The organism is Mesorhizobium sp. B2-5-13, assembly GCF_006440535.1.
GTDB lineage: Bacteria > Pseudomonadota > Alphaproteobacteria > Rhizobiales > Rhizobiaceae > Mesorhizobium > Mesorhizobium salmacidum.
In genome coordinates, this window is record NZ_VFUI01000023.1 from 47,838 (window position 1) to 69,135 (window position 21,298).

General features: G+C 63.8%; 19 protein-coding genes and 1 pseudogene. 10 read left to right on the top strand and 10 right to left on the bottom strand.

The window, feature by feature from the left end; translation table 11 throughout:
• Positions 1–28 precede the first annotated feature (28 nt).
• A complete protein-coding gene (locus tag FJ434_RS30375; RefSeq protein ID WP_246678394.1) occupies positions 29–253 on the bottom strand; it encodes a hypothetical protein in 225 nt (74 codons plus the stop codon).
• Between the two features lie 216 nt (positions 254–469).
• Here FJ434_RS30375 and FJ434_RS25630 point away from each other — a divergent pair, with 216 nt between their 5' ends.
• Entirely contained in the window at positions 470–949 is a 480-nt protein-coding gene (locus FJ434_RS25630; protein ID WP_246678395.1) for an FAD-dependent monooxygenase, read from the top strand.
• A gap of 97 nt (positions 950–1,046) precedes the next feature.
• Here FJ434_RS25630 and phbB read toward each other — a convergent pair whose 3' ends face one another.
• Positions 1,047–1,772 carry an acetoacetyl-CoA reductase gene (gene phbB, locus FJ434_RS25635; protein ID WP_140713023.1) on the bottom strand — a complete coding sequence of 242 codons (726 nt, stop codon included), beginning with the start codon at positions 1,770–1,772 and terminating at the stop codon, positions 1,047–1,049.
• A gap of 109 nt (positions 1,773–1,881) precedes the next feature.
• Positions 1,882–3,060, bottom strand: coding sequence for an acetyl-CoA C-acetyltransferase (locus FJ434_RS25640; protein WP_140752041.1), 1,179 nt, complete (start codon positions 3,058–3,060; stop codon positions 1,882–1,884).
• Between the two features lie 296 nt (positions 3,061–3,356).
• On the opposite strand from FJ434_RS25640, the gene phaR reads away from it, so the two are divergent.
• Entirely contained in the window at positions 3,357–3,965 is a 609-nt protein-coding gene (phaR, locus tag FJ434_RS25645; RefSeq protein WP_027141834.1) for a polyhydroxyalkanoate synthesis repressor PhaR, read from the top strand.
• 20 nt (positions 3,966–3,985) lie between these two features.
• Here phaR and FJ434_RS30530 read toward each other — a convergent pair.
• Positions 3,986–5,127: pseudogene (locus tag FJ434_RS30530) on the bottom strand (citrate/2-methylcitrate synthase).
• A 92-nt stretch (positions 5,128–5,219) separates the two neighbouring features.
• On the opposite strand from FJ434_RS30530, the gene FJ434_RS25655 reads away from it, so the two are divergent.
• From FJ434_RS25655 to FJ434_RS25675, 5 genes are all read left to right on the top strand, one after another.
• On the top strand, positions 5,220–6,308 hold the full coding sequence (locus FJ434_RS25655; RefSeq protein WP_140752043.1) for a citrate synthase/methylcitrate synthase: 1,089 nt from the start codon (positions 5,220–5,222) through the stop codon (positions 6,306–6,308).
• A gap of 207 nt (positions 6,309–6,515) precedes the next feature.
• Positions 6,516–7,646 (top strand): patatin-like phospholipase family protein, encoded by a 1,131-nt coding sequence (locus FJ434_RS25660; RefSeq protein ID WP_140752045.1) that lies wholly within the window; start codon positions 6,516–6,518, stop codon positions 7,644–7,646.
• Positions 7,647–8,468: 822 nt separating this feature from the next.
• Complete coding sequence (locus FJ434_RS25665; RefSeq protein WP_140752047.1) at positions 8,469–9,644, top strand: efflux RND transporter periplasmic adaptor subunit; 1,176 nt, start codon at positions 8,469–8,471, stop codon at positions 9,642–9,644.
• 79 nt (positions 9,645–9,723) lie between these two features.
• Positions 9,724–12,900, top strand: coding sequence for an efflux RND transporter permease subunit (locus tag FJ434_RS25670; protein WP_140752049.1), 3,177 nt, complete (start codon positions 9,724–9,726; stop codon positions 12,898–12,900).
• A 96-nt stretch (positions 12,901–12,996) separates the two neighbouring features.
• Positions 12,997–13,155 (top strand): DUF3309 family protein, encoded by a 159-nt coding sequence (locus tag FJ434_RS25675; RefSeq protein WP_015315312.1) that lies wholly within the window; start codon positions 12,997–12,999, stop codon positions 13,153–13,155.
• A 42-nt stretch (positions 13,156–13,197) separates the two neighbouring features.
• Here FJ434_RS25675 and FJ434_RS25680 read toward each other — a convergent pair whose 3' ends face one another.
• Positions 13,198–14,157, bottom strand: coding sequence for an SDR family oxidoreductase (locus FJ434_RS25680; RefSeq protein WP_140752051.1), 960 nt, complete (start codon positions 14,155–14,157; stop codon positions 13,198–13,200).
• A gap of 129 nt (positions 14,158–14,286) precedes the next feature.
• The gene (locus tag FJ434_RS30385; RefSeq protein ID WP_246678396.1) at positions 14,287–14,376 is read right to left on the bottom strand and encodes a DUF680 domain-containing protein; all 90 of its coding nucleotides are present in this window, start codon (positions 14,374–14,376) and stop codon (positions 14,287–14,289) included.
• 233 nt (positions 14,377–14,609) lie between these two features.
• Here FJ434_RS30385 and FJ434_RS25690 point away from each other — a divergent pair, with 233 nt between their 5' ends.
• Positions 14,610–15,524 carry a LysR family transcriptional regulator gene (locus FJ434_RS25690; protein ID WP_140752053.1) on the top strand — a complete coding sequence of 305 codons (915 nt, stop codon included), beginning with the start codon at positions 14,610–14,612 and terminating at the stop codon, positions 15,522–15,524.
• On the opposite strand, the gene FJ434_RS25695 is transcribed toward FJ434_RS25690, so the two are convergent.
• From FJ434_RS25695 to FJ434_RS25705, 3 genes are all read right to left on the bottom strand, one after another.
• Positions 15,482–16,663: an MFS transporter gene (locus FJ434_RS25695; protein WP_140752055.1), complete on the bottom strand. Its 1,182-nt coding sequence runs from the start codon at positions 16,661–16,663 to the stop codon at positions 15,482–15,484. The genes FJ434_RS25690 and FJ434_RS25695 overlap by 43 nt on opposite strands.
• A 98-nt stretch (positions 16,664–16,761) precedes the next feature.
• On the bottom strand, positions 16,762–17,061 hold the full coding sequence (locus FJ434_RS25700) for a DUF1244 domain-containing protein (RefSeq protein ID WP_140752057.1): 300 nt from the start codon (positions 17,059–17,061) through the stop codon (positions 16,762–16,764).
• Positions 17,062–17,072: 11 nt separating this feature from the next.
• A complete protein-coding gene (locus FJ434_RS25705) occupies positions 17,073–17,870 on the bottom strand; it encodes an N-formylglutamate amidohydrolase (RefSeq protein WP_140752059.1) in 798 nt (265 codons plus the stop codon).
• Between the two features lie 287 nt (positions 17,871–18,157).
• Here FJ434_RS25705 and FJ434_RS25710 point away from each other — a divergent pair, with 287 nt between their 5' ends.
• Together FJ434_RS25710 and pyk are read left to right on the top strand one after the other, a co-directional pair.
• Positions 18,158–18,604 (top strand): DUF1036 domain-containing protein, encoded by a 447-nt coding sequence (locus tag FJ434_RS25710; protein WP_245262044.1) that lies wholly within the window; start codon positions 18,158–18,160, stop codon positions 18,602–18,604.
• Positions 18,601–20,031, top strand: a complete 1,431-nt coding sequence (pyk, locus tag FJ434_RS25715; RefSeq protein WP_140712999.1) for a pyruvate kinase — start codon at positions 18,601–18,603, stop codon at positions 20,029–20,031. Before FJ434_RS25710 ends, pyk begins: the two co-directional genes overlap by 4 nt.
• 163 nt (positions 20,032–20,194) lie before the next feature.
• Here pyk and FJ434_RS25720 read toward each other — a convergent pair whose 3' ends face one another.
• Positions 20,195–21,262, bottom strand: a complete 1,068-nt coding sequence (locus tag FJ434_RS25720) for an alpha/beta hydrolase (protein ID WP_140752061.1) — start codon at positions 21,260–21,262, stop codon at positions 20,195–20,197.
• Positions 21,263–21,298: the final 36 nt, after the last annotated feature.

Sequence of the window (21,298 nt, forward strand, 5' to 3'; positions counted from 1 at the left end):
CATGCGCACAGCAATGCTCGCCGCCGGTTCAGGATGTATCCACCCCGGTTGCATAGCGCTGCAGGACCGGACCGACATCCCTGATGATTTCTTCGTGCGATAAGGCCACGACGGGCGGCAGCCGCAGCAGATATCGGCACGTCGCCAGACCCAGCAACTGGCTGGCGACGAGGCCGGCGCGCCGGCCGGCGTCGGAGGGGTCGCCGAACGGTGCCGCAACCGGCCGGACCTGAGTGGCGAATACGTCGCGCACCTTCTCCGCGGCGAATTCATTGGACGCAGCCGAGCGCAGCAGAATGACCGACCATGCCGGTGGCGCTGGGAGAATTCTCCCAAGTGCGAAGAAAACGCCGGATGATTGCGTCGCCGATGGAAGCCCGGTCGGTCACCTGCGTTGCGGGCAGTTGCAGGTCGAACAGCGCCGCCCTGGCGAACAGCTCATCCTTGCTGCGGAAGTAGCCCGGCGAAGGTGCTCGACCTGAGTTGGAGTACACGTTTTCGCGTTCATCATCGCATCGCCAAGTCCTATCGCCATCGGTCGTTGTTCGTCATGGGCGATGCTGCCCATGTGCACAGCTCCGCCGACGGTCAAGGCATGAACACCGGTCTGATCGATGCCGTGGTGCTGGGAGAAGTACTCGGCGACGTGATCAACGGCATCCGCGGCGAAAGCGAACTCGACCTTTACGAGACGCTTCGCCGTCCAGCGGCGCAGGAAGTGATTGACCTCGCGGGCAGGCTGACCGGCATGGCACTCACGCGCACCCCGTTCCGGCGCTTCCTGCGCAACCTCGTCCTCGGCTTCGTCAATATCATCCCGATCGCCAAGCGCAAGATTTCACTGAAGCTGTCAGGTCTCAGCCGGGCCGATATGGCCAAGCTGCCGGCACCGTCACAATCGGGTGTACGCAAGCAGTCCATGAAAAGCGGGCTTAAGCTGGTCGCATGAATCGACAGCGCCCGCTTCCGTGTCCGTATGGGCGAGCATCAAAAATGAAAGCGCCGGCGGAACTGCCGGCACTTTCAGATTTGGCTACACGGTTTGATCAGACGAAGTACTGGCCACCGTTGGCGGTGAGGGTCGAGCCGGTGATGAAGCCGGCGTCTTCGGAAGCGAGGAAGACGACGCAGCGCGCGATCTCTTCCGGTTCGCCAAGGCGGCCGACCGGGATTTGCGGGATGATGCGTTCGTTGAGCACCTTTTCGTCGATTGCCTTGACCATCTCGGTGGCGATGTAGCCAGGGCAGATGACGTTGACGGTGATGCCCGCGCGGGCGCCTTCCTGGGCGAGCGCCTTCGAGAAGCCGATGTCGCCGGCCTTGGCAGCGGAGTAATTGACCTGACCGGCCTGGCCCTTCTGGCCGTTGATCGAGGAGATGGTGATGACGCGGCCGAACTTGCGGTCGCGCATGCCGCTCCACAGCGGATGGGTCATGTTGAAGACACCGGACAGATTGGTGTCGATGACCTCTTTCCACTGCTCGCGGGTGATCTTGTGGAACATGGCGTCGCGGGTGATGCCGGCATTGTTGACCAGTACCGAGACAGGGCCGAGGTCGGCCTCGACTTGTTTGATCCCGGCCGCGCAAGCGTCATAGTCGGCGACCGACCATCTGTAGACCGGGATGCCGGTCCGCGCCTTGAACTTCGCCGCCGCCTCGTCATTGCCGGCGTAGTTCGCGGCAACCGAATAGCCGGCGTTCTTCAAAGCGATCGAGATCGCCGCGCCGATGCCGCGCGATCCACCGGTGACGATTGCAACCTTGGTCATGCATTTTCCCCTTTTTGAAATCGCCCTGTTGTCGGGCTTGGCAGGCACTGGATTTGCTACAGGCACCACATGTGAAACGGGCGGCTTGCGCCGCCCGTTTCAAAGTCTATCAGAAAGCCTCCACGCACATGGCGACGCCCATGCCGCCGCCGATGCATAGGGTGGCCAGTCCCTTCTTGGCGCCGCGTCGGCGCATCTCGAAGACCAGCGTGTTGAAGATGCGGGCGCCAGACGCCCCGATCGGGTGGCCGATGGCGATGGCGCCGCCATTGACGTTGACGATCGCGGGATCCCAGCCCATGTCCTTATTAACGGCGCAGGCTTGCGCGGCGAACGCTTCGTTGGCCTCGACAAGGTCGAGATCCCCTGCCGACCATCCGGCCCGTTCCAAAGCCTTGCGCGAGGCGGGAATGGGTCCGGTGCCCATGATCGCCGGATCGACGCCGGCGGTTGCCCAGGACGCTATCCGCGCCAGCGGGGTGATGCCGCGCCTGGCGGCTTCCGCTTCGCTCATCAGCAGCGCGCCGGCGGCACCGTCATTGATGCCCGAGGCATTGGCGGCCGTCACCGTGCCATCCTTGTCGAAGGCCGGCTTCAGCTTGGTCATGGCATCGATCGTGGCGCCGTGGCGGATGTATTCATCCTGATCGACAACCGTGTCGCCCTTCTTGCCCTTGATGGTGAAGGCGACGATCTCGTCCTTGAACTTGCCCGCCTTCTGCGCGGCCTCGGCCTTGTTCTGGGAGGCCAATGCGAACTGGTCCTGGTCGTCGCGGGTGATCTGGAACTGGCGGGCGACGTTCTCGGCGGTGTTGCCCATGTGGTAGCCGTTGAAGGCGTCCCAAAGCCCGTCCTTGATCATGGTGTCGATCATCTTGTAGTCGCCCATCTTGACGCCGGCGCGCAGGTGCTCGGCGTGCGGCGACAGCGACATCGATTCCTGGCCGCCGGCAATGATCACCTTGGCGTCGCCGGTGGCGATCTGCTGCATGCCGAGCGCGATGGCGCGCAGGCCCGAACCGCAAACCTGGTTGAGGCCCCAGGCGGTGGTCTCCTTGGGCAGTCCGGCCAGGATCGAGGCCTGGCGGGCCGGGTTCTGGCCTTGCGCCGCGGTCAGCACCTGGCCGAGGATGACTTCGTCGATCTCGGCCGGTTCGACCCCGGCACGCGCCAAAAGTTCCTGGACGACGACGGCGCCGAGTTCATGCGCGGGCGTGGCGGCGAAGGCGCCGTTGAAGGAGCCTACAGCCGTGCGCGCGGCGCTGGCAATGACGATGGAAGCGGACATTTTCTTCTCCAGACTTCAAGGGTGTTGTTGTGCCGTTGAGGACTTTTCTTGCCCTTTCCCAATCCCAAGTCAAACCGGAAATCGGCATGGCGCCCATGCGCCGCAAGCAGGCCAAGTCTCGCCGCTCCGGTGGCCCAGCCGCTGCTGCGCAGCATATTTAGCCTGCCATGCAGCATTATATGATCCCGCAGTGCACAAACTGCTTGGAATTGTAAGGCTTTTGCGCATATCCTCAAAAAGGGCGCAATCGTTACCGGCTGCTTACTCAGGCGTGCCGGTGTCCGGGGAGGATGCAGATGGCCGCAAAAGACGACCCGATCATTATCAAGAAATACGCCAACCGCCGCCTCTATAATACGGGGACGAGCACCTATGTGACGCTCGAGGATTTGGCCGAAATGGTCAAGAAGGGCGAGGAATTCACCGTCCAGGACGCCAAGACCGGTGACGACATCACCCATCCGGTGCTGACCCAGATCATTTTCGAGCTGGAGAACAAGGACGGGCAGAACATGCTGCCGATCCCGTTCCTGCGCCAGCTGATCGCCTTCTACGGCGACCAGATGCAGATGATCGTGCCGAGTTTCCTCGAACAGTCGATGATCGCCTTCTCGAAGGAACAGGAGCGGTTCCGCGAGCAGATGAAGGGCGCCATCGGCAAGTCGCCGCTGGACGTGATGAAGATGGCGACGCCGATCAAGGCGCTGGAAGAACAGACGCGCCGCAACATGGAAATGTTCCAGAATGCGATGCGGCTGTTCACGCCATTTCCGCCTCCGGGCTCGGCGCCCGCCGCGGCGCCCGCCGAACCGGCCAGGAAAGAAACGCCGGAAAAGCCGGACGATCTGCAACAGCTGAAGGACCAGATCGCGGCCATGCAGCGCAAGCTCGACACGATGTCGTAAGCGCATAGCGCTCACGACATTTATGGCAGCAATCCTTCATAGCGGCCGCGCGGCCGGATGATGCTGCCGCTCACGATCTGTTCGACCATGTGCGCGGCCCAGCCGACGCTGCGTCCAAGCGCGAACAGGTGGAACGGTGCATCGCGCGGCAAGCCAAGGCCGCGCGTCAGCACGGCCAGGGCAAAATCTATGTTCGGTGAGCGCCGGTCGCGGCAATGGCGGCGGTTTCCAGCGACTGCAACGTCTCGTCGGCGTTGTCGAGGCCCGCCAGAAGCGCTGCGGCCCGGGAATCGCCCTCGGGATAGAGCGGGTGGCCGAATCCTGGCAGTGGCCGGTCGTGGCCAAGCCAGCGCCGGATCGCGGCCTCGGCGCCATGCCGCGCCGCGTCTTCGGCGAGTTGCATCACGGCTTCGCCAGCGCCGCCGTGGCGGGGACCGGACAGTGTCGCCAGGCCCGCCAGCAGACACGCGGCGGGCGAAGCTCCGGTCGAGGCCGCGACGCGGGCCGCGAAAGTCGATGCGTTGAGTTCGTGATCGGCGAGCAGGACAAGGACGTGACGGATCGCTTCCGCGCCATCATCGTCCACCGACCAGCCCCGTGCCAATCGCTGGTGCACCGGTTCTGGTCCCGCCATGGCACCGAGGGCGCTGGCCAGAACGCCGATCGCGTGCGCGGCGTCGGCGCACAGCGAGGCAGCACTTCGTCCAAGCGAAGGCCGCGCCTGGCCGGCTAGCAAGGCGAGTTGCGCAAAGGCCGGGGCGCGACCGATCTGGGGCGGTGCATCTGGCGACGGCGCTTCGAAACTGATCGGGCCGGGCAGAGCCCAGAGCAGTCCGGCGGTTTCTTCCAGCGTGGTACGGTCGGACAGCGCAACCGCGTCCCGGCCCCGATAGATGAGGTGGCCGTGCCAGACTGTCGAGATCGCGGTGACGATCGACGGCTCGCCCCAGGCGATCGCGCTTTCGGCAATGGCCGCAGGGCTGCGCCCGCGCGCCCTTCGCGTCGCCAGCGCCGCGATGTCGTCGGCGCGGTACTGGCTGCGGCGCGGATCGGCTCGATCCGGGCGCATGCCGATGCGGCCGCGGCTGACATAGGCATAGAGCGTCTGCGGCCTCACCCCAAGCCTTTCCAGCGCTTCTTCCCGCGACAGCCATTCCGACATATCGGCCCTGATATTGATTCAGTTGATCAAGATTGATGCTTATGTTGCCCAGCCTTATTTCCCATCGGGAAAAGCTTCAAGGAGACAAGGCTATGGCGAATGGGCTCGATGATGTGGTGGCGGCCGAAACAGTGCTGTCCGATGTGGATGGTCTGGGTGGCCGCCTGACGATCCGCGGCCACTCGCTTGGGGAATTGGCAGGGCGATGGAGTTACGCCCAGGTCGTGCGCCTGCTGCTGGACGGGTTCTTCGACGATCTGCCTGGCGACGCCGAACTGTCGGCAAGGTTGGGTGAGGCTCGCGTCGAGGTGTTCGACCGGCTCGCGGTTTCGCTGCCCTTGCTGGCACCGCTCGATATCTACAGCGCCATGCGCGCCGGCATGGCCTTGCTGCCGGATGGCGAGACGCTGACGGACGCCTTGCGGCTGATCGCGGGGCCCGCGGTGCTGACGCCGGTCCTGCTGCGCCTGCGGCGCGGCGAGCAGCCGATCGCACCCGACGGTAAGGCGGATCATGCCGCCGACATGTTAGGGATGCTCAAGGGTTCCGTCCCGTCGCCGGCATTGGCAAAGGCGCTCGACACCTATCTGGTCACCGTCTGTGACCATGGCCTCAATGCCTCGACCTTCGCCACCCGCGTCGTTGCTTCGACCTTGGCGGGCCTGACATCGTCGGTGCTGGCCGGCCTTGGCGCGCTCAAGGGCCCGCTGCATGGCGGCGCGCCTGGTCCTGTCATTGAGATGCTCGACGCCATCGCCGCGCATGGCGACGCTGCCGGCTGGCTGCGCGACAAGATCGCGCATGGCGAGCGCATCATGGGCTTCGGCCATCGCATCTACCGCGTGCGCGATCCGCGTGCCGATGTGCTGAAAGCAGTGGTGCGCAAGCTTGGCGGCGAGGGCGACACCGGCCGCCGGCTGGCTTTCGCCGAGGGGGTCGAGCAAACCGCGCTCGACGTGCTTCGGATCGCCAAGCCGCAGCGCTCGCTGCAGACCAATGTCGAATTCTACACCGCGCTGGTGCTGGAAGCGGCGGGATTTCCGCCCGGTGCCTTCAGCAATGTCTTTGCCGCCGGGCGCGTTGCCGGCTGGGTCGCGCACGCGCGCGAGCAGCAGACGACCGGACGGCTGATCCGTCCGCAGTCCCGCTATGTCGGGCCGGTGCCGGACCTCGTCGCCTAGATTCTCTGTTTGTTTCGAGAGCTACGGCCTCTCCGCATTGCAGCGGAGGGGCTTTTCGCATGACCGAAACTTCATGTGATCACGCGACCGTGTTCGTGTTCTTGCCTTGGTCCGTCCTTATATGCTGCACTGCAACATAGGCCGGCGACAGCTGCTTCCCTCCAATGACGTTGGGGCAGGCCGGCGCATCAGGATGACAGGAACGCCATGACGAAGAACGGCAAGGCGGAGGAAAAGAAAAAGATCAACATCGCCCTTCAGGGAGGCGGCTCGCATGGGGCCTTTTCCTGGGGCGTGCTCGACCGGCTGCTGGAGGACGGCAGGCTTGAGATATCGGCGGTTTCCGGCACCAGCGCCGGCACCATGAACGCGGTCGCATTGGCCGATGGTTTCGTGCGTGGTGGGGTTGAGGGCGCCAGGCGGAAGCTGGACGATTTCTGGCAGGCGGTGGCGGCAAAGGGCCGGTTCAGCCCGGTGCAGCGCATGCCGTGGGATGTCGCCTGGGGCAACTGGTCGATCGAGAACACGCCGGGCTATGTGTTCTTCGACACCATGTCGCGGGTGTTTTCGCCCTATGTCGCCAACCCGCTCGGCCTCAATCCGCTGCGCGATGTGGTCGCGCGGGAGATTGACTTCGAGAATGTTCGCGCCTGCAAGTCGATGGAACTGTTCATCTCCGCCACCAATGTCGAGACAGGGCAGTTGCGGGTGTTTTCCGATGGCGAGATCGACCTCGACACGGTGATGGCGTCGGCCTGTCTGCCGCAACTGTTCCGCGCCGTCGAGATTAAGGGGGTGCCCTATTGGGACGGCGGTTATGGCGGCAATCCGGCGCTCTACCCGTTCTTCAAGACGGCGGCGACCGAGGACGTGCTTCTGGTGCAGATCAATCCGGTGGTGCGCGAGGGAACGCCAAAAAGCGCCAACGAGATCCAGAACCGCATCGACGAGATCACCTTCAATGCCGGCCTGCTGCGCGAATTCCGCTCGATCGCCTTCGTCAAGGAACTGATCGCCGCAGGCCGTCTGCCGCATGGCGAATATCGGGACATCCGCATGCATCGCATCGATGCCGACGAGGCGTTCAAGGATCTGTCGGCATCGTCCAAGGTCAATGCCGAATGGGCCTTCCTGACCTATCTGCGCGACCTCGGCCGCACCGCCGCCAGCGACTGGCTGGAAGAGAATTACGAAGCGGTCGGCAAGCGGGCTACGCTCGATCTCTCGGGCGAACTCGATGACGGGTTCAAGCCGGTACGCGGTCCCGCACCCGGCCGTCGGGTGAAGGAATTTCTCGCCGTGCGCAAAAACCTGGAGACCGAGCGCCGTCGGGCCTGAATCTGACGGCACAGGCTTCGAGGGGCAGCGTTTGCCGGCAATCGCGGGCGTAATCCGCGGAGCTTCAGAGAGGTCGTGGCGTGACAGCAACCTTGGCGTGCGGAAGGAGCCCTCATCATCCTGACGTCTGCTGCCACTGACGGTCAGTGGCACCGCCCCAGGGGCGCTCGTTACCTGCTAACCGGCAGCGCTCGATACAGAATTGCGATTGGGACGAATACCCCCGGCGTTCCCGCCCCTGCCTCGCGCCGCGCCCGACATCGCACGTGTCAGGGCACGACGATTCAGGACGTTATCGCGCCGGCTCATTGGCGTTTTCAGCGTCTGGTTTGACTTCGGTGCATTGGGATCGGCAAGCCTGATCCGAAGGGGCTGCCGTGCCTTTTCCTGAGCGATTCCAGGCTTTTGGCTGAGTATCGTGGCGCCGCAACCATTGTCCCTCGCCGATCGCACTGACGCGGATCGTCGGTTTGTGCCCGAACTCCAATCAGCGACGTGATGCGGATCGCGACTGTATTCCGGAGACGGCCCATGACGAGCGGGGCTGGTCGCCCCGTAGCCGGCGTGTCAGGGCCTGCGTGAGCCGGCGGGCCGCTTCGTCAAGTAGACTGGCAAGTCAAGAAGAACCGTTTCATGGCTGCCACACCTTGTCCGTCTATGCAATGCTGCTGCAACTTTAGGACTATATTGCGATGCAACTTTGATGTAGAAGCGCGCTCGCCGATCACGGCAATTTGAACACGGTCATGCGCGCACCCATATCGGCGACGCGCCCGCGTCATAAGACGCGGTGCTGGCCGAACCCGCAGTGGAAAAATGACGATGCCTAAAATCAGGTTTCACAAGCTTGCAGCCATTGTTGTGCTCATCGGTTTCGCCGCGTGGATGGCGACAGGCGAGTTCTCGTCGGTCGGCAGCGTAGCGGCCAACAAGGCCAAGGCAGCCGAGGTCGAGCAGGGCAAGGCGCCGGACGCGAGCAAGCCGAAGACGGCGGAAGCCGAACCGAAGGCCCCGCTGCGCACCGTCGCGGTGGTGACGCCGCCTCGCAAGACCTATGCGCGCGCCATCCGCATTTCCGGGCTGACCGAAGCCGACAAGCGCGCGGTGCTGGCAACCCGCGTTGCCGGCGTCATCGACAAGCTGCCGGTCAAGCAAGGCGATCACGTCAAGACCGGCGACCTGGTGCTGATGCTCGCCGCCGAGGAAAAGATCTCGATGGCCGCCAACGCCAAGCAGCTTGTTGCGCAGCGCAAGGCCGAGCTCGACGCCGCCGAGCGGCTGGCCAAGACAGGCAACTTGCCGAAGCTGCAGCTCGACACCGCCCGCTCCAATCTGACCCAGGCGCAATCCCTGCTGGACACCGCGCAGGCCGAGCTCGACCGCAACGAGGTAAAGGCGCCGTTTGACGGCGTCATCGACCGGGTGCCGGTGGAACTCGGCAGCTCCGTCATGCAGGGGGGCGAGGTGGCGACCATCCTCAAGCTCGATCCGGTGATCGCGCGCGGCGAGATCAGCGAGCGCGATCTCGGCTACCTCAAGATCGGTGATAAGGCCAGCGTTAGGCTGGTCAGCGGCCAGACCGTCGAAGGCACCGTGCGCTATATCAGCCGTGACGCCTCGTCGGCGACCCGCACCTTCCGTGTCGAGATCGCAATCCCCAATGCCGATGGCTCCGTGCCGGCCGGCATGACGGCGGAAATCCAGCTCAGCGCGTTGCCGACCGACGCCGTCTTGCTGCCGCGCTCGGTGGTGACGCTCGGCGACAAGGGCGATCTCGGCATCCGCGCCGTCGGCAAGGACAACAAGGTGGCATTCTTCCCGATCGACCTGGTCGACGATACGCCGACCGGTCTCGTGCTCGGCGGCATCCCGGCCGACGCGCGCATCATCGTCGCCGGCCAGGAACTGGTGAAGGAAGGCGATGAGGTCAAGCCGATCGAGGCCGACCAGGCGACCATCAACAAGCTGATCGGCGAAGCCACCGCCGGGACGCAGTAGCGCGAGGCGCCGGCGCCGGGCCTTGTCCGGCGACAGCATGTCCGTTCGCCACTCCCGAAAGCAACAGCAGGCATAAGTCATGGATATCGTCAGACTCGCAATCAACAATGCCCGCCTGACCATCTCGGTCCTGGTCTTCCTGCTGATTGCAGGCTGGGTCGCCTACCAGTCGACACCGAAGGAAGCGGAACCCGACGTTCCGATTCCGATGATGTATGTCAGCCTCATCTATCAAGGCATTTCGCCTGAAGATTCCGAGCGCCTTCTGCTGCGGCCGATGGAAAGCAAGCTGAAGAGCCTGAAGGGCCTCAAGGAGATGCGCTCGGCCGCTTTCCAGGGCGGCGGCTATGTGCTGGTCGAGTTCCAGCCGCAGACGAACCTGGCGACGGCACTGCAGGATACGCGCTCCAAGGTTCAGGACGGCAAGGCCGACCTGCCGCAGGCGGCCGAGGAGCCCGTCGTCACCGAGGTCAACATTTCCGAATTTCCGGTGCTCGTCGTCACGCTGTCGGGCGAATTGCCCGAACGCGTGCTGGCGGCCGCGGCGCGCGAACTGCGTGACCGCATCGAGGAAGTGCCCGGCGTTCTGGAAGGTTCCCTGCAGGGCTCCCGCGACGATCTGGTCGAAGTCGTCATCGATCCGATGAAACTGTCTTCCTATGGCTTGCAGCTCGATCAGCTGATCGGCGCAGTCGGTGCGTCCAACAGCCTGGTCGCCGCCGGCAACATCGAGGGCTCCCAGGGTAAATACGCAGTCAAGGTGCCGTCGCTGATCGAGAAGCCCGAGGATGTGGCGGCACTTCCCGTGGTTGCCGGTCCCAATGCCGTGGTTCAGGCCAAGGACATCGCGACGATCCGCTCGACCTTCGCCGATGCCGCGACGATCACGCGCCTCAACGGCAAGCCGGCCATCGCCATCGAGGTCAAGAAGCGCATCGGCGCCAATCTGATCGACACGCTCACCAAGGTCAGGGAGGTGTCCGACACCTTCGTCAAGACCATGCCCGAAGGGATGCACGTCACCTACACGCAGGACAAGTCGGTCTTCGTCAACCAGTTGCTCGGCGATCTGCAGAACCACGTGATGATCGCCGTCATCCTGGTGTTCATCGTCATCCTCTACGCACTGTCCGGGCGCGCCTCGCTGCTCATCGGGCTGGCCATTCCGTCATCATTCCTGATCGGCATCCTGCTGCTGGCCATGATGGGCTACACGATCAACATGATCGTGCTGTTCAGCCTGATCCTGGCCGTCGGCATGCTGGTCGACGATGCCATCATCGTCACCGAGTTCGCCGAGCGACGGATGAGCGAGGGCATGCCGAAGCAGGAAGCCTTCGCGCTTGCCGCCAAGCGCATGGCCGGTCCGGTCATCGCGGCAACGATGACGCGAATCGCCGCCTTTTCGCCGCTGCTGTTCTGGCCGGGGATCATCGGCGATTTCATGAAGTACATGCCGATCACGCTGATCGTCACGCTGTCGGCCTCGATGCTCTATGCGCTGGTCTTCGCGCCGACGCTGGGGGCGATCTTCGCCAAGGCGCCGCAGCATCACGACGATGGCAATCGCGATGGCTGGTATATGGCTGTCGTCAAGCAGGCAGTACGCTTCCCCATCACCGTGATGATGCTGACCGTCGTCTTGCTGGCTGGCATCTTCGTTGGTTATTCGAAGTACGGAGCCGGCGTCGAGTTCTTCCCGAGCGTCGAACCCGACTACGGTCTGCTCTATGTGCATGCCCGCGGCAACCTTTCGCTGGCCGAAATGGATACCGCGACCAAGATCGCCGAAAACCGGCTGCTCGGCTGGCCGGGCGTGAAGTCGGTCTATACCCGCGTCGGCAAGTCCGAGGGCGGCGGCCAGGATGTTCCAGAAGACGTCGTCGGCGTCATCCAGTACGAATTCATCGATTGGCGCGAGCGTAAATCGGCCAACGATATCCTGAACGACCTGCGTGGCGTCATGGCCGGCATTCCCGGCGTCGATGTCGAGGTGCGCGTGCCGGAAGCCGGCCCCCCGACCGGCAAGCCGATCCAGATCAGGCTTTCGGCCATCGACCCCAAGGGATTGGACGAGAAGGCGCGCGAAGTCGCGGCACGCATCGCCAAGGTGCCCGGCGTCATCGACATTTCCGATGGCTTGCCGCCGCCCGGCGTCGACTGGGCACTCGAGGTCGACCGAGCCAAGGCTGCCCAGCATGGCATCAGCCCGACCTCGGTCGGGACGGTGGTGCAGCTCGTCACCAACGGCCTGAAGCTTTCGGAATACCGGCCTGCCGGTGCTGACAAGGCGGTCGACATCCGGCTGCGCTTGCCGGAGGACCGGCGCACGCTGTCGACGCTCGACGAGCTCAGGGTGCAGACCTCGCAAGGATCGGTGCCGATCTCGAACTTCGTGGTGCGCAAGGCGAAGCCGAGCGTCGGCATCCTCAACCGCATCGACGGCGCCCGCACCGTGGTGGTGCAGGCCAACGTCGCCGCCGGCGCCCAGGTCGCCGCCGTGCAGCAGGAGGTCACCCAGGCGGTCACCGACATGAATCTCGGCAGCGGCATACGCTGGAAGCTTGCCGGCTCGAACGAGGACAGCGCAGAGGCCAGCGCCTTCCTCAGCAAAGCCTTCGGTGCCGCTATCTTCCTGATCTTCTTGGTGCTGCTGGCGCAGTTCAACAAGTTCACCAGCGTCTGGCTGGTGCTGTCCTGCGTGGTCATGGCGACGATCGGCGTGTTCCTCGGACTGCTGATCACGGGCGAGACGTTCGGCATTGTCATGTCGGGCATCGGCGTCATCGCGCTGGCCGGCGTGGTGGTCAACAACAACATCGTGCTGATCGACACCTACGACCGGCTGCGTGAAGAGGGCTGGGACAAGATGGACGCGGTGCTGCAGACCTGCCGCGAGCGTGCCCGCCCGGTCGTGCTGACGGCGGTATCAGCCATTCTCGGCGTGCTGCCGATCGCCTTCGGGCTTGGGCTCGAAATCTTCCATCACGAGACGACGATCAACGCGCCGTCGACGCAATGGTGGATTTCGCTGTCCTCGGCGATCGTCTTCGGCCTGTCCTTCGCCACCATCCTGACGCTGGTGGTGACGCCGTCGATGCTGATGGTGTTCACGCGCGCCAAGGTCAAGCCCGGTGCGCGGCGCGGCTGGTTCGGCCGCCTGTTCCGGCGCGGCAAGGGCGAGATCTCGTCCCAAGGGCCTTTGGCGGATGTCGGCGCCGAGCCGGCAGTCAGCTTCCCGAAGGCCGCGGAATAGAGCGTTTCGCAAGCCAAGCAACAAAGGCCGTCCGGGAACAACCGGGCGGCCTTTTGCATTGTTCCCTCGAATGCAACCAGACGGCGAGGGCTCAAAATGACGATCAGCACACTTCTCGTTATCATCCTGATCCTGATCCTGATCGGCGCGGTGCCGGCATGGCCGCATTCGCGCTCCTGGGGTTACGGACCATCGGGCATTGTCGGCGTCATCCTGGTCGTGGTGCTGATCCTGCTTGTGCTGGGAAGGATCTGACCGGCAACGATTCAACGCCGAGTCCTGCAAGCAAGCTCGCGATCAGGCGGCCTGGCGCCGTGCGGGCGCGACGGCGATGCCGATATCCTGCAAGGCTTTGTTCACCGCCTGATCGAGCGGCGTATGCGGGATTTCGCCGATGATCCCTTCCAGCCGCGTCGAGGCCAGCCGGTGGGGCTCGAAGCGCAGGTATGACATCGAGACGATCTCGCGCCACATCGCCACAAACGGGCTGCCGGCGCGCAGCACCCACCAGGGCATGGAAGTCATCTTGAGCTGATGGCCGACGGCCTTCTCGGCGGCCGCCTTGATCTGAAGGTCGGTGACGGCGTGTCCCGGAAAGTTCAGCGTCTCATAGAAGCCGAGCTTGTCGAGATTGCGGGCCAGCGCGACGAAGCCGACTGCGAAGTCCGGGAGATAGGCCCATTCATGCACGAGATCGGACGGACCAGGCGCGGTGTAGATGCCCTTGTTGATCTTGGCGGCGACGATCTGGTCGAACCAGGAGCCGCTGCCGGTGCCACCGAAGAAATCGCCGGCGCGCAGAAGAATCGTGCGCACGCGGCCGGCCGCGGCCTCACGGCGGAACAAATCCTCCATGGCGCAGCGAATGCGGCCTTTTTCCGTGGTCGGATGGAAGGGGGTGTCTTCCGTAATCACCGCCGGCATTGGCGAGCCGTAATTGTAGACGGTGCCGGGGAAGAGGTGCAGCGCGCCGTTGGCATGGCAGGCGGCCATGACATTTTCGGCCATCGGCAGGCACTTGCCCCAGTCGGTGTAGATCGGGTTGAGGCCGTTGAAGATGATTTCGACGCCCTCGGTGGCCTCGATCAGCGATTGACGGTCCAGCGCATCGCCGGCAACCGCCGTGACGCCCTCAAGTTCGGCCGGCACCATCCCGGTACGAGTGACGGCGCGGACGTCGAAACCGGCGTCGATGAAGGCCTTGGCAACCACGCGACCGAGCCGGCCATTGGCGCCGAGAATTGCGATCTTGGTCATTCTTCGTCTCCTTGTTCGTTTTGAAGTGCGAGGTTCGTTTTTGAAGTGCGGGGGGTTGTTCTGAATGCGGGGTTGCCGTGAAGCGACGGGACAAGCCCGCCGCTTTCTGGATCTTCCGAGGACCGCCGTTCAGCGGCTGCCGAAGAGGTCGCGGTTGCTACCCGGCACGACAGGCTTCTGATTGGTCGGCTCCGATTCGCTGATCGACGTGGTGGTCACATTGTCGGTGGTGACGACGGTCGTTTGGGTGGCATTGTCCGAGCCAAACTTGTCGCTGCCGCAAAAGCCGTGTTGGCGGCGATGAGGAGGGCGGCGGTTGTGAGTGCGATCTTGGTCATTGGATTACTCCTGATTGGTTGTTGCAGTCCGTATCGGTGTTTGCAGGGTGAATATGATTGCTTCATTGATGAATTGAAATTGACTAGGAATGCAGTTTTGATATTCATTATTGAATGGAAGACATCGACTGGAACCTGATCAAGAGCTTTGTCACCGTGGCGGAAACCGGCAGCCTGTCGGCCGCGGCGCGAAAGCTGTCGGCAAGCCAGCCGACGCTTGGTCGTCACATCGGGGAGTTGGAACAGGCGCTCGGCGTCACGCTTTTCCGGCGCGGGCGAAACGGCTACGCGCTGACGGAAGCGGGAGCCACGCTATTCGAACGCGGCAAGGTGGTGAGCGAACAGGCTAGTGCCTTCTCACGGCTCGCGCTGGGCTCGGTCGAGGCGATCGAAGGCACGGTGCGGATTGCTGCCAGTGAAGTGGTGGCCGCCTATGTGCTGCCCGACATGATGGCGCGGCTCGGCATCGAGGAACCCGGCATCGAGGTCGAGATCGTTGCGTCGAACCAGGTCGAGAACTTGTTGCGCCGGGATGCCGACGTTGCCATCCGCATGGTCAAGCCGGCGCAGAACGAACTGGTGGCGCGCAAGGTCTGCGATATCTCGCTCTGCGCCTGCGCGGCCATCTCCTATCTCGATGGGCGCGGCCGTCCCATGGGGCCGGCCGATCTCGTCCATCACGCTTTGATCGGCTTCGATCGCAGCGACGAGATGATCCGAGCCTTTTCCCAGTATGGTATCCCGGTCACCCGTAGCAGTTTCCGCTTCAGGGCCGACAATCAGACCGTGCTCTGGGAAGCGGTGCGGGCAGGAAACGGCATTGGTCTTGGCCAGGAGCCGCTGGCAGACCGCGATCCGCTGGTGGAAAAGGTGTTGCCCGGACTGCCATTGCCTGCTCTCCCGATATGGCTGGCCATGCATCGCGACGTGCGCGGCAGCGTGCGCATCCGCCGTGTGGCTGACTTTCTCCATGAGGAGTTGAAGCGCTATTCGGCAGGTGCCGCGTCAGGAGCGAATTCGGCGCGGTGAGCCAATCCAGCCATCAGCAAGACGACGATCAGCAGAACCGCCATGGCGATGAAGATCGGGCCGAAGCTGGAATGCTCGGCGACGAAGCCGATCGCCGACGGCGCCACCAGAATGCCGGAATAACCCATGGTGGTGACGACGCTCATGCCAGTGCCCGACGACATGCCTTCCTGGTTGCCGCCGGCCGAAAAGATGATCGGCACCATGTTGGCGATGCCGAAGCCGCACAGCGCAAAGGCTGATATGGCGAGCCAGGGCGAGGGCGACAGGCCGGCGATCAGCATGCCGGCGGCCGCGACGATGGCTGAGCCGCGCAGTGTCATCACCGCGCCGAAGCGGTTGCGGACGCCATCACCGAAAAAGCGCATGATCGCCATGACGCCGGAGAAGGCCGCATAGGCAAGGCCGGCGATGGCGAGGTCGGCGCCGAGTTCCTGCCGCAGATAGAGCGCCGCCCAATCGAGCACCGCGCCCTCGGAAATCATCGTCAGCAGGGCCATCAGGCCGATCAGGTAGACCAATGGATTTGCCGGCAGAGCGAATTTATGATGCTCGGCCGCCTGCGGCCTGTTTTCGGCCACGATATGGGGGACCGCCGCCGCGATTGCCGCGAAGGCAAGCGCGGTCACCACCGAAGCATGGGCGAGGTGGCCATAATTCTGGATGGCAAAGCCGCCAAGGGCGCCGCCGGCGAAACCGCCGAGGCTCCAGAAGCCGTGCGACGAGGACATGATGGCGCGCCCCAGCCGCCGTTCCACCACCACCGCATTGGCATTCATGGCTACATCCATGCCGCCGATCGAGCTGCCGAAGATGAACATGGCGACGGCCGCCAGCGGCACGTCGGGCGCCAGCGCCACGACCAGCAGGCCGAGGCTGCCGCAAAGACCGAACCAGCGCAGCACGGTGCGCGAGCCATGTTTGGAGATCAGGTGGCCGCACCATGTCATGGCGGTGACCGCGCCGGCCCCGAACAAAAGGATCAGCAGGCCGAGCGTGAATTTCGAGATGTCCAGCCGCGTCAGGAATACCGGAATCTGTGGCGCCCAGCTGCCGGTCAGGAAGCCATTGGCGAGGAAAATAGCCGCGACTGCCCATCGGCCGCGAATGGCAGTCTGCAAGGCGTTCGGCGCGTTCATGAGGCGAATCCGGTCAGAAAATGGCTTTGCCCGGCAAATTAGATCGATTCAATTTTCAGTCAAGCGCTCTTTCGGGAAAGCATTTGGGCCAAACGGACTCAGTGATCCTTGGCTTCGAATTCCGCCTTCGTGGCGTCCGAAGCCTCTGTCTGGTTGAGCGCCTGCCACTGCGCATAGGGCATGCCGTAGACGATCTCGCGCGACTGGTCCTTCGAGAGATCGACACCCTCGGCATTGGCCGCCTCGCGATACCAGTTCGACAGGCAGTTGCGACAGAAACCTGCGAGGTTCATCAGGTCGATATTCTGCACGTCGCCGCGTTCGCGCAAATGCTCGACCAGCCGGCGAAAGGCAGCGGCTTCGAAGTCGCGCTTCTTTTCGTCGCTGAGTTCGGTCATCGAAACCTCCGTCATAGCGGCCCGGTACGCGAGCCGAACATCTTTACCGCATGTATATCGGGACGGCGGTCGATGGCGTCAACGATCGGCGCCAGCCGTTCGGCCCAGGCGATGGCGCCCTTCTGGTCCGCTATCAGGTCCTGGCGGATTTCGATCAGCGCGTGGGCATAGCCATTGACGATGGCGTGCTTGAACATGGTGTCGCCGTGCAGAGCGCCGTCATACGGTTCGTTGTTGCCGACGACGAGGTTTTTGTCTTCAGCCAGCATGTCGATCAGCAGCCGCGCCACCCGGTCGTCCTTGTCCCAGAGGATGCCGACGTGCCAGGGCCGCTGCTTGCCTTGCATGGCAGGCGTGAAGGAGTGCACCGAGAAGATGAAGGGCGCCTTGCCGGCGGCTTGCGCGACCGATGCAATCATGGCGCCGATCGCATCGTGATAGGGACGGTAGAAGCGATCAAGCCGACTTTCGCGTTCCTCCGGCGCCAGGGGATAATTTCCCGGAATCATGGTGCCGTCGTAGAGCTGGCGAATGAGGGTTGGATCATCCTCGCCGCGGTTGGGATCGATCAGCAGCCGTGAGAAATTGGCGAGCACCGCAGGCGCATCCAGCAGGGCCGCCAGTTCGCGCGTCACGGCTTCGACGCCGATGTCGTAAGCGATATGGCGGTCGAATTCGACCGACGGCAGCCCCAGGCTGCCATACTCCTCCGGCAGGTCGCGGCGCGCATGATCGGTCAGGAGCACGATGCCCCGCTTGCGGTCGCCCTCGACGATATCGAATGGCGCGAAAACTGTGGATCGGGTCATTGGCGGGAAATGGGCTGTTCGCTGGCTTCCGGGGAGGGTGCTATCGTCATTCCACGAAGACGACGCGTGCGCAATGCCGTTGTTTGGCCAAGGTTTCCGCTGAAATCTGGCAAGGGGCGACGGATGGTGCGCCGGAAGCCTTCCTAAATCGATTGGATTGGTTGAAACGGTGCGTTGACATGCGCCCGGACTTTTCCGAAAAGGGGCGCAGAGAGATGCTGATGTGGTTCTTGAGGGGTTTTGGAATGGGTTCCGCCGGCAGGCAGCGCATGCGCTCCGGCTTCGCCATGCCGCTCCTGATCCTGACCGTCGGCGTGTCGGCAATGGTCATGGCCTCGCCGGCGCGCGCCGATTTCCGCGTCTGTAACGCCACACAGAACCTGGTCGGCGTCGGCATCGGCTATCGTGCCAAAGCCGGCTGGATCACCGAGGGCTGGTGGCATATCGAAGGATCGAGCTGCAAGACGTTGATCGAAGGGCCGCTGTCATCAAGGTTTTATTATCTTTATGCAGAAGACGCGGAGCGCGGTGGACGCTGGGACGGCCCGATCAACATGTGCGTGGCTGAAAAAGAGTTCAAGATCGCCGGCGTAAGCGACTGCGTCGCCCGAGGCTTCCAGCGCGCCGGATTCCAGGAATATGACACGGGCGAACAGGCAAGCTGGATGGTCCAGCTCACCGATGAGCCCGCAACGGGAGGCGCCCCAGCCGCCCCGGGAACGAATAGTCAATGAGACGTAGCCGCAAGGTCAAGATCCTAGCCACAATCGGTCCGGCCTCCTCGTCCGAGGAGATGCTGCAGAAGCTGTTTGAAGCTGGTGCGGATGTCTTCCGCATCAATATGAGCCATACCGATCATGAGCTGATGCGCACGCTGGTCGCACGCATCCGCGCCGTCGAGGAAAAAGTCGGCCGGCCGATCGGCATCCTGGCCGACCTGCAAGGTCCGAAGCTGCGCGTCGGCAAGTTCGCCAACGGCAAGGAAGTGCTGACGTTGGGCCAGACGTTCACGCTTGACGACAATCCCGAGCCCGGCACCTCGACCAGGGTCTACCTGCCGCATCCTGAAATCCTGAGTTCGGTCGAGGCTGGCCATCGCCTCCTGATCGACGACGGCAAGCTCGAGCTGAAGGCGGTGAAGAGCGACGGCAAGTCGATCGTCTGCACCGTCATTGCCGGCACTGCCATTTCCGACAAGAAGGGCGTCAGCCTGCCCGACACCGACCTGCCGGTCGGCGCGCTGACCGAGAAGGACCGCAAGGACCTCGACGCGGTGCTCGCCACGGGCGTCGACTGGGTCGCGCTGTCCTTCGTGCAGCGGCCGGAAGACTTGGCCGAAGCGCGCAAGATCGCGCGCGGCCGCGCGCTTATCATGGCCAAGATCGAAAAGCCGCAGGCCGTCACCCGCCTGGCCGAGATCATCGAATTGTCTGACGCTCTGATGGTCGCCCGCGGCGATCTCGGCGTCGAGATGCCGCTGGAAGCCGTGCCAGGCATCCAGAAGCAGATCACGCGCGCCGCGCGCCGCGCCGGCAAGCCTGTGGTGGTCGCCACGCAGATGCTGGAATCGATGATCACCGCCCCTGTGCCGACCCGCGCCGAGGTCTCCGACGTTTCGATCGCCGTCTTCGAAGGCGCCGACGCCGTCATGCTGTCGGCGGAATCGGCGGCGGGCGCTTATCCGGTCGAGGCGGTTGCCATGATGAACCGCATCGCCACCAAAGTCGAAACAGATCCGACTTATGCCGGCATCATCAACGCACAGCGTTCGGAGCCGGAAGCGACCGGCGCCGACGCCATTTCGCTGGCCGCCCGCGAAATCGCCGAAACGCTGAAACTGTCGGCGATCGTCACCTACACGGCATCAGGCACCACCGGCCTGCGCGCCGCGCGCGAGCGCCCGCAAGTACCGATCATCGCGCTGTCGCCGATCCTCAACACGGCGCGGCGGCTGTCGCTTTTGTGGGGCACGCATTGCGTCGTGTCGCCGGACGCCACTGATCTCGACGACATGGTCAACCGCGCCTGCCGCATTGCGCTGGAAGAAGACTTTGGCAAGCCGGGCGACCGGGTGATCATCACCGCAGGCGTGCCGCTGCGGACCCCGGGATCGACCAACATGCTGCGCATCGCCTATGTCGGATCGGAAACCGGCCGGTAATCGGCCGCCAGCCTGGTCGCGATCCTGAGCGCTCTTGCCGCGGCTTCCGCTGGAGAAACCGGCCTGCGCGAGGGATAGGGTCGTACGGATACTGATCGGGGCCCAGTACATGCCGCTCAGGTCCTGATGGCATCTTGCGATGACCATTTTCGGATGGCATGCATCAGGTCGGCGCGAGCTCCGCTCCAGGTTCCTTGATGTCGGCGCATTTGCCCACGCCATAGGCGTCGCCGGCAACCCGTGTCTCCACCTTCCTGGCAATCGCCTCCAGATCGATGTCCCTGCCGGCGACCCTCTCGACGGCGCCGATGACGAGGTCGGGGGCGATCCAGTCCGGCTTGTGACCGAGATTATGCACCCAGACGAGCTCGGCACCTGAGATGTCGCGCACCAGGCCAACGGAATGGATATGCGCGTAGACGACCTTGTCGCGATCGCCGGAGATGACCACGGCCGGCGCCGTGATTTCTTTGTAACGCGGCGCGGCGCCAAGCGCATAGCGATAGAGCCCGGCAACGTCGGTGGCATTGGCGCGGAAGGCCGATGGCCGCAGCACCAGCGGGATCGCGGCTGACGCGAGATAACTGTCCGGCACCTTGTTGGGCGAGAAGACGCAGGTCGTGGTATCAGCCATCCGCAACGTTCCCGCAGGATAGCTCAGGGTCTCGGAGAACAGCCGGCCGATCACCGGAATGACGGTCAGGTCGTAGTACCAGGACGTCGCGCCGCCCGGCCAGGGATGGGTTGCCGGTGCCAGGAAGACGAGGCCGAGCGTCTTGTCCGCATGCTCGCGGCCGAAAGCCGCCGTCACCACGCCGCCGAAGGAATGGCCGACAATGATTGCCTTCCTGATGCCGAGACGGTCCATCAGTGCGGCAATGGTTGCGGCTTGCGCCGATGGGTCCTCATTGTTGCCTGGGCCGCGTCCCGACCAGCCAAAGCCCGGCCGGTCGAAGAACAGCATTTCGGCACGGCCTTCGAGCAGTGGCCTCAACGGCAGCATCTGATCCCTGAGATTGGCGCTGGCGCCATGGATGAAGACGATCGGAGGCAGATCCGCATCGGCTGGGGCGGGAATGTGGACATAGTGGATGAGGGCGCCGTCGATGTCGGCGAATTCGCCGGCCGGCGGACTGCGGTGCTCGATCACCCATGAGCCGACGCGGGTCACGCCGACAAGGGCAAGGACTAGCGCCATCAGGAAGGCGAGCGCGGCATAGATCAGGTTCATGCGGGGATATGGGAATGGAGGGATAAGTAGGGGAGT

Coding starts and splice junctions, on each gene's coding strand:
- phbB (WP_140713023.1), bottom strand. CDS start 1,772: ATGACCAAGGTTGCAATCGTCACCGGTGGATCGCGCGGCATCGGCGCG.
- FJ434_RS25640 (WP_140752041.1), bottom strand. CDS start 3,060: ATGTCCGCTTCCATCGTCATTGCCAGCGCCGCGCGCACGGCTGTAGGC.
- phaR (WP_027141834.1), top strand. CDS start 3,357: ATGGCCGCAAAAGACGACCCGATCATTATCAAGAAATACGCCAACCGC.
- FJ434_RS25655 (WP_140752043.1), top strand. CDS start 5,220: ATGGCGAATGGGCTCGATGATGTGGTGGCGGCCGAAACAGTGCTGTCC.
- FJ434_RS25660 (WP_140752045.1), top strand. CDS start 6,516: ATGACGAAGAACGGCAAGGCGGAGGAAAAGAAAAAGATCAACATCGCC.
- FJ434_RS25665 (WP_140752047.1), top strand. CDS start 8,469: ATGCCTAAAATCAGGTTTCACAAGCTTGCAGCCATTGTTGTGCTCATC.
- FJ434_RS25670 (WP_140752049.1), top strand. CDS start 9,724: ATGGATATCGTCAGACTCGCAATCAACAATGCCCGCCTGACCATCTCG.
- FJ434_RS25675 (WP_015315312.1), top strand. CDS start 12,997: ATGACGATCAGCACACTTCTCGTTATCATCCTGATCCTGATCCTGATC.
- FJ434_RS25680 (WP_140752051.1), bottom strand. CDS start 14,157: ATGACCAAGATCGCAATTCTCGGCGCCAATGGCCGGCTCGGTCGCGTG.
- FJ434_RS25690 (WP_140752053.1), top strand. CDS start 14,610: ATGGAAGACATCGACTGGAACCTGATCAAGAGCTTTGTCACCGTGGCG.
- FJ434_RS25695 (WP_140752055.1), bottom strand. CDS start 16,663: ATGAACGCGCCGAACGCCTTGCAGACTGCCATTCGCGGCCGATGGGCA.
- FJ434_RS25700 (WP_140752057.1), bottom strand. CDS start 17,061: ATGACCGAACTCAGCGACGAAAAGAAGCGCGACTTCGAAGCCGCTGCC.
- FJ434_RS25705 (WP_140752059.1), bottom strand. CDS start 17,870: ATGACCCGATCCACAGTTTTCGCGCCATTCGATATCGTCGAGGGCGAC.
- FJ434_RS25710 (WP_245262044.1), top strand. CDS start 18,158: ATGCCGCTCCTGATCCTGACCGTCGGCGTGTCGGCAATGGTCATGGCC.
- pyk (WP_140712999.1), top strand. CDS start 18,601: ATGAGACGTAGCCGCAAGGTCAAGATCCTAGCCACAATCGGTCCGGCC.
- FJ434_RS25720 (WP_140752061.1), bottom strand. CDS start 21,262: ATGAACCTGATCTATGCCGCGCTCGCCTTCCTGATGGCGCTAGTCCTT.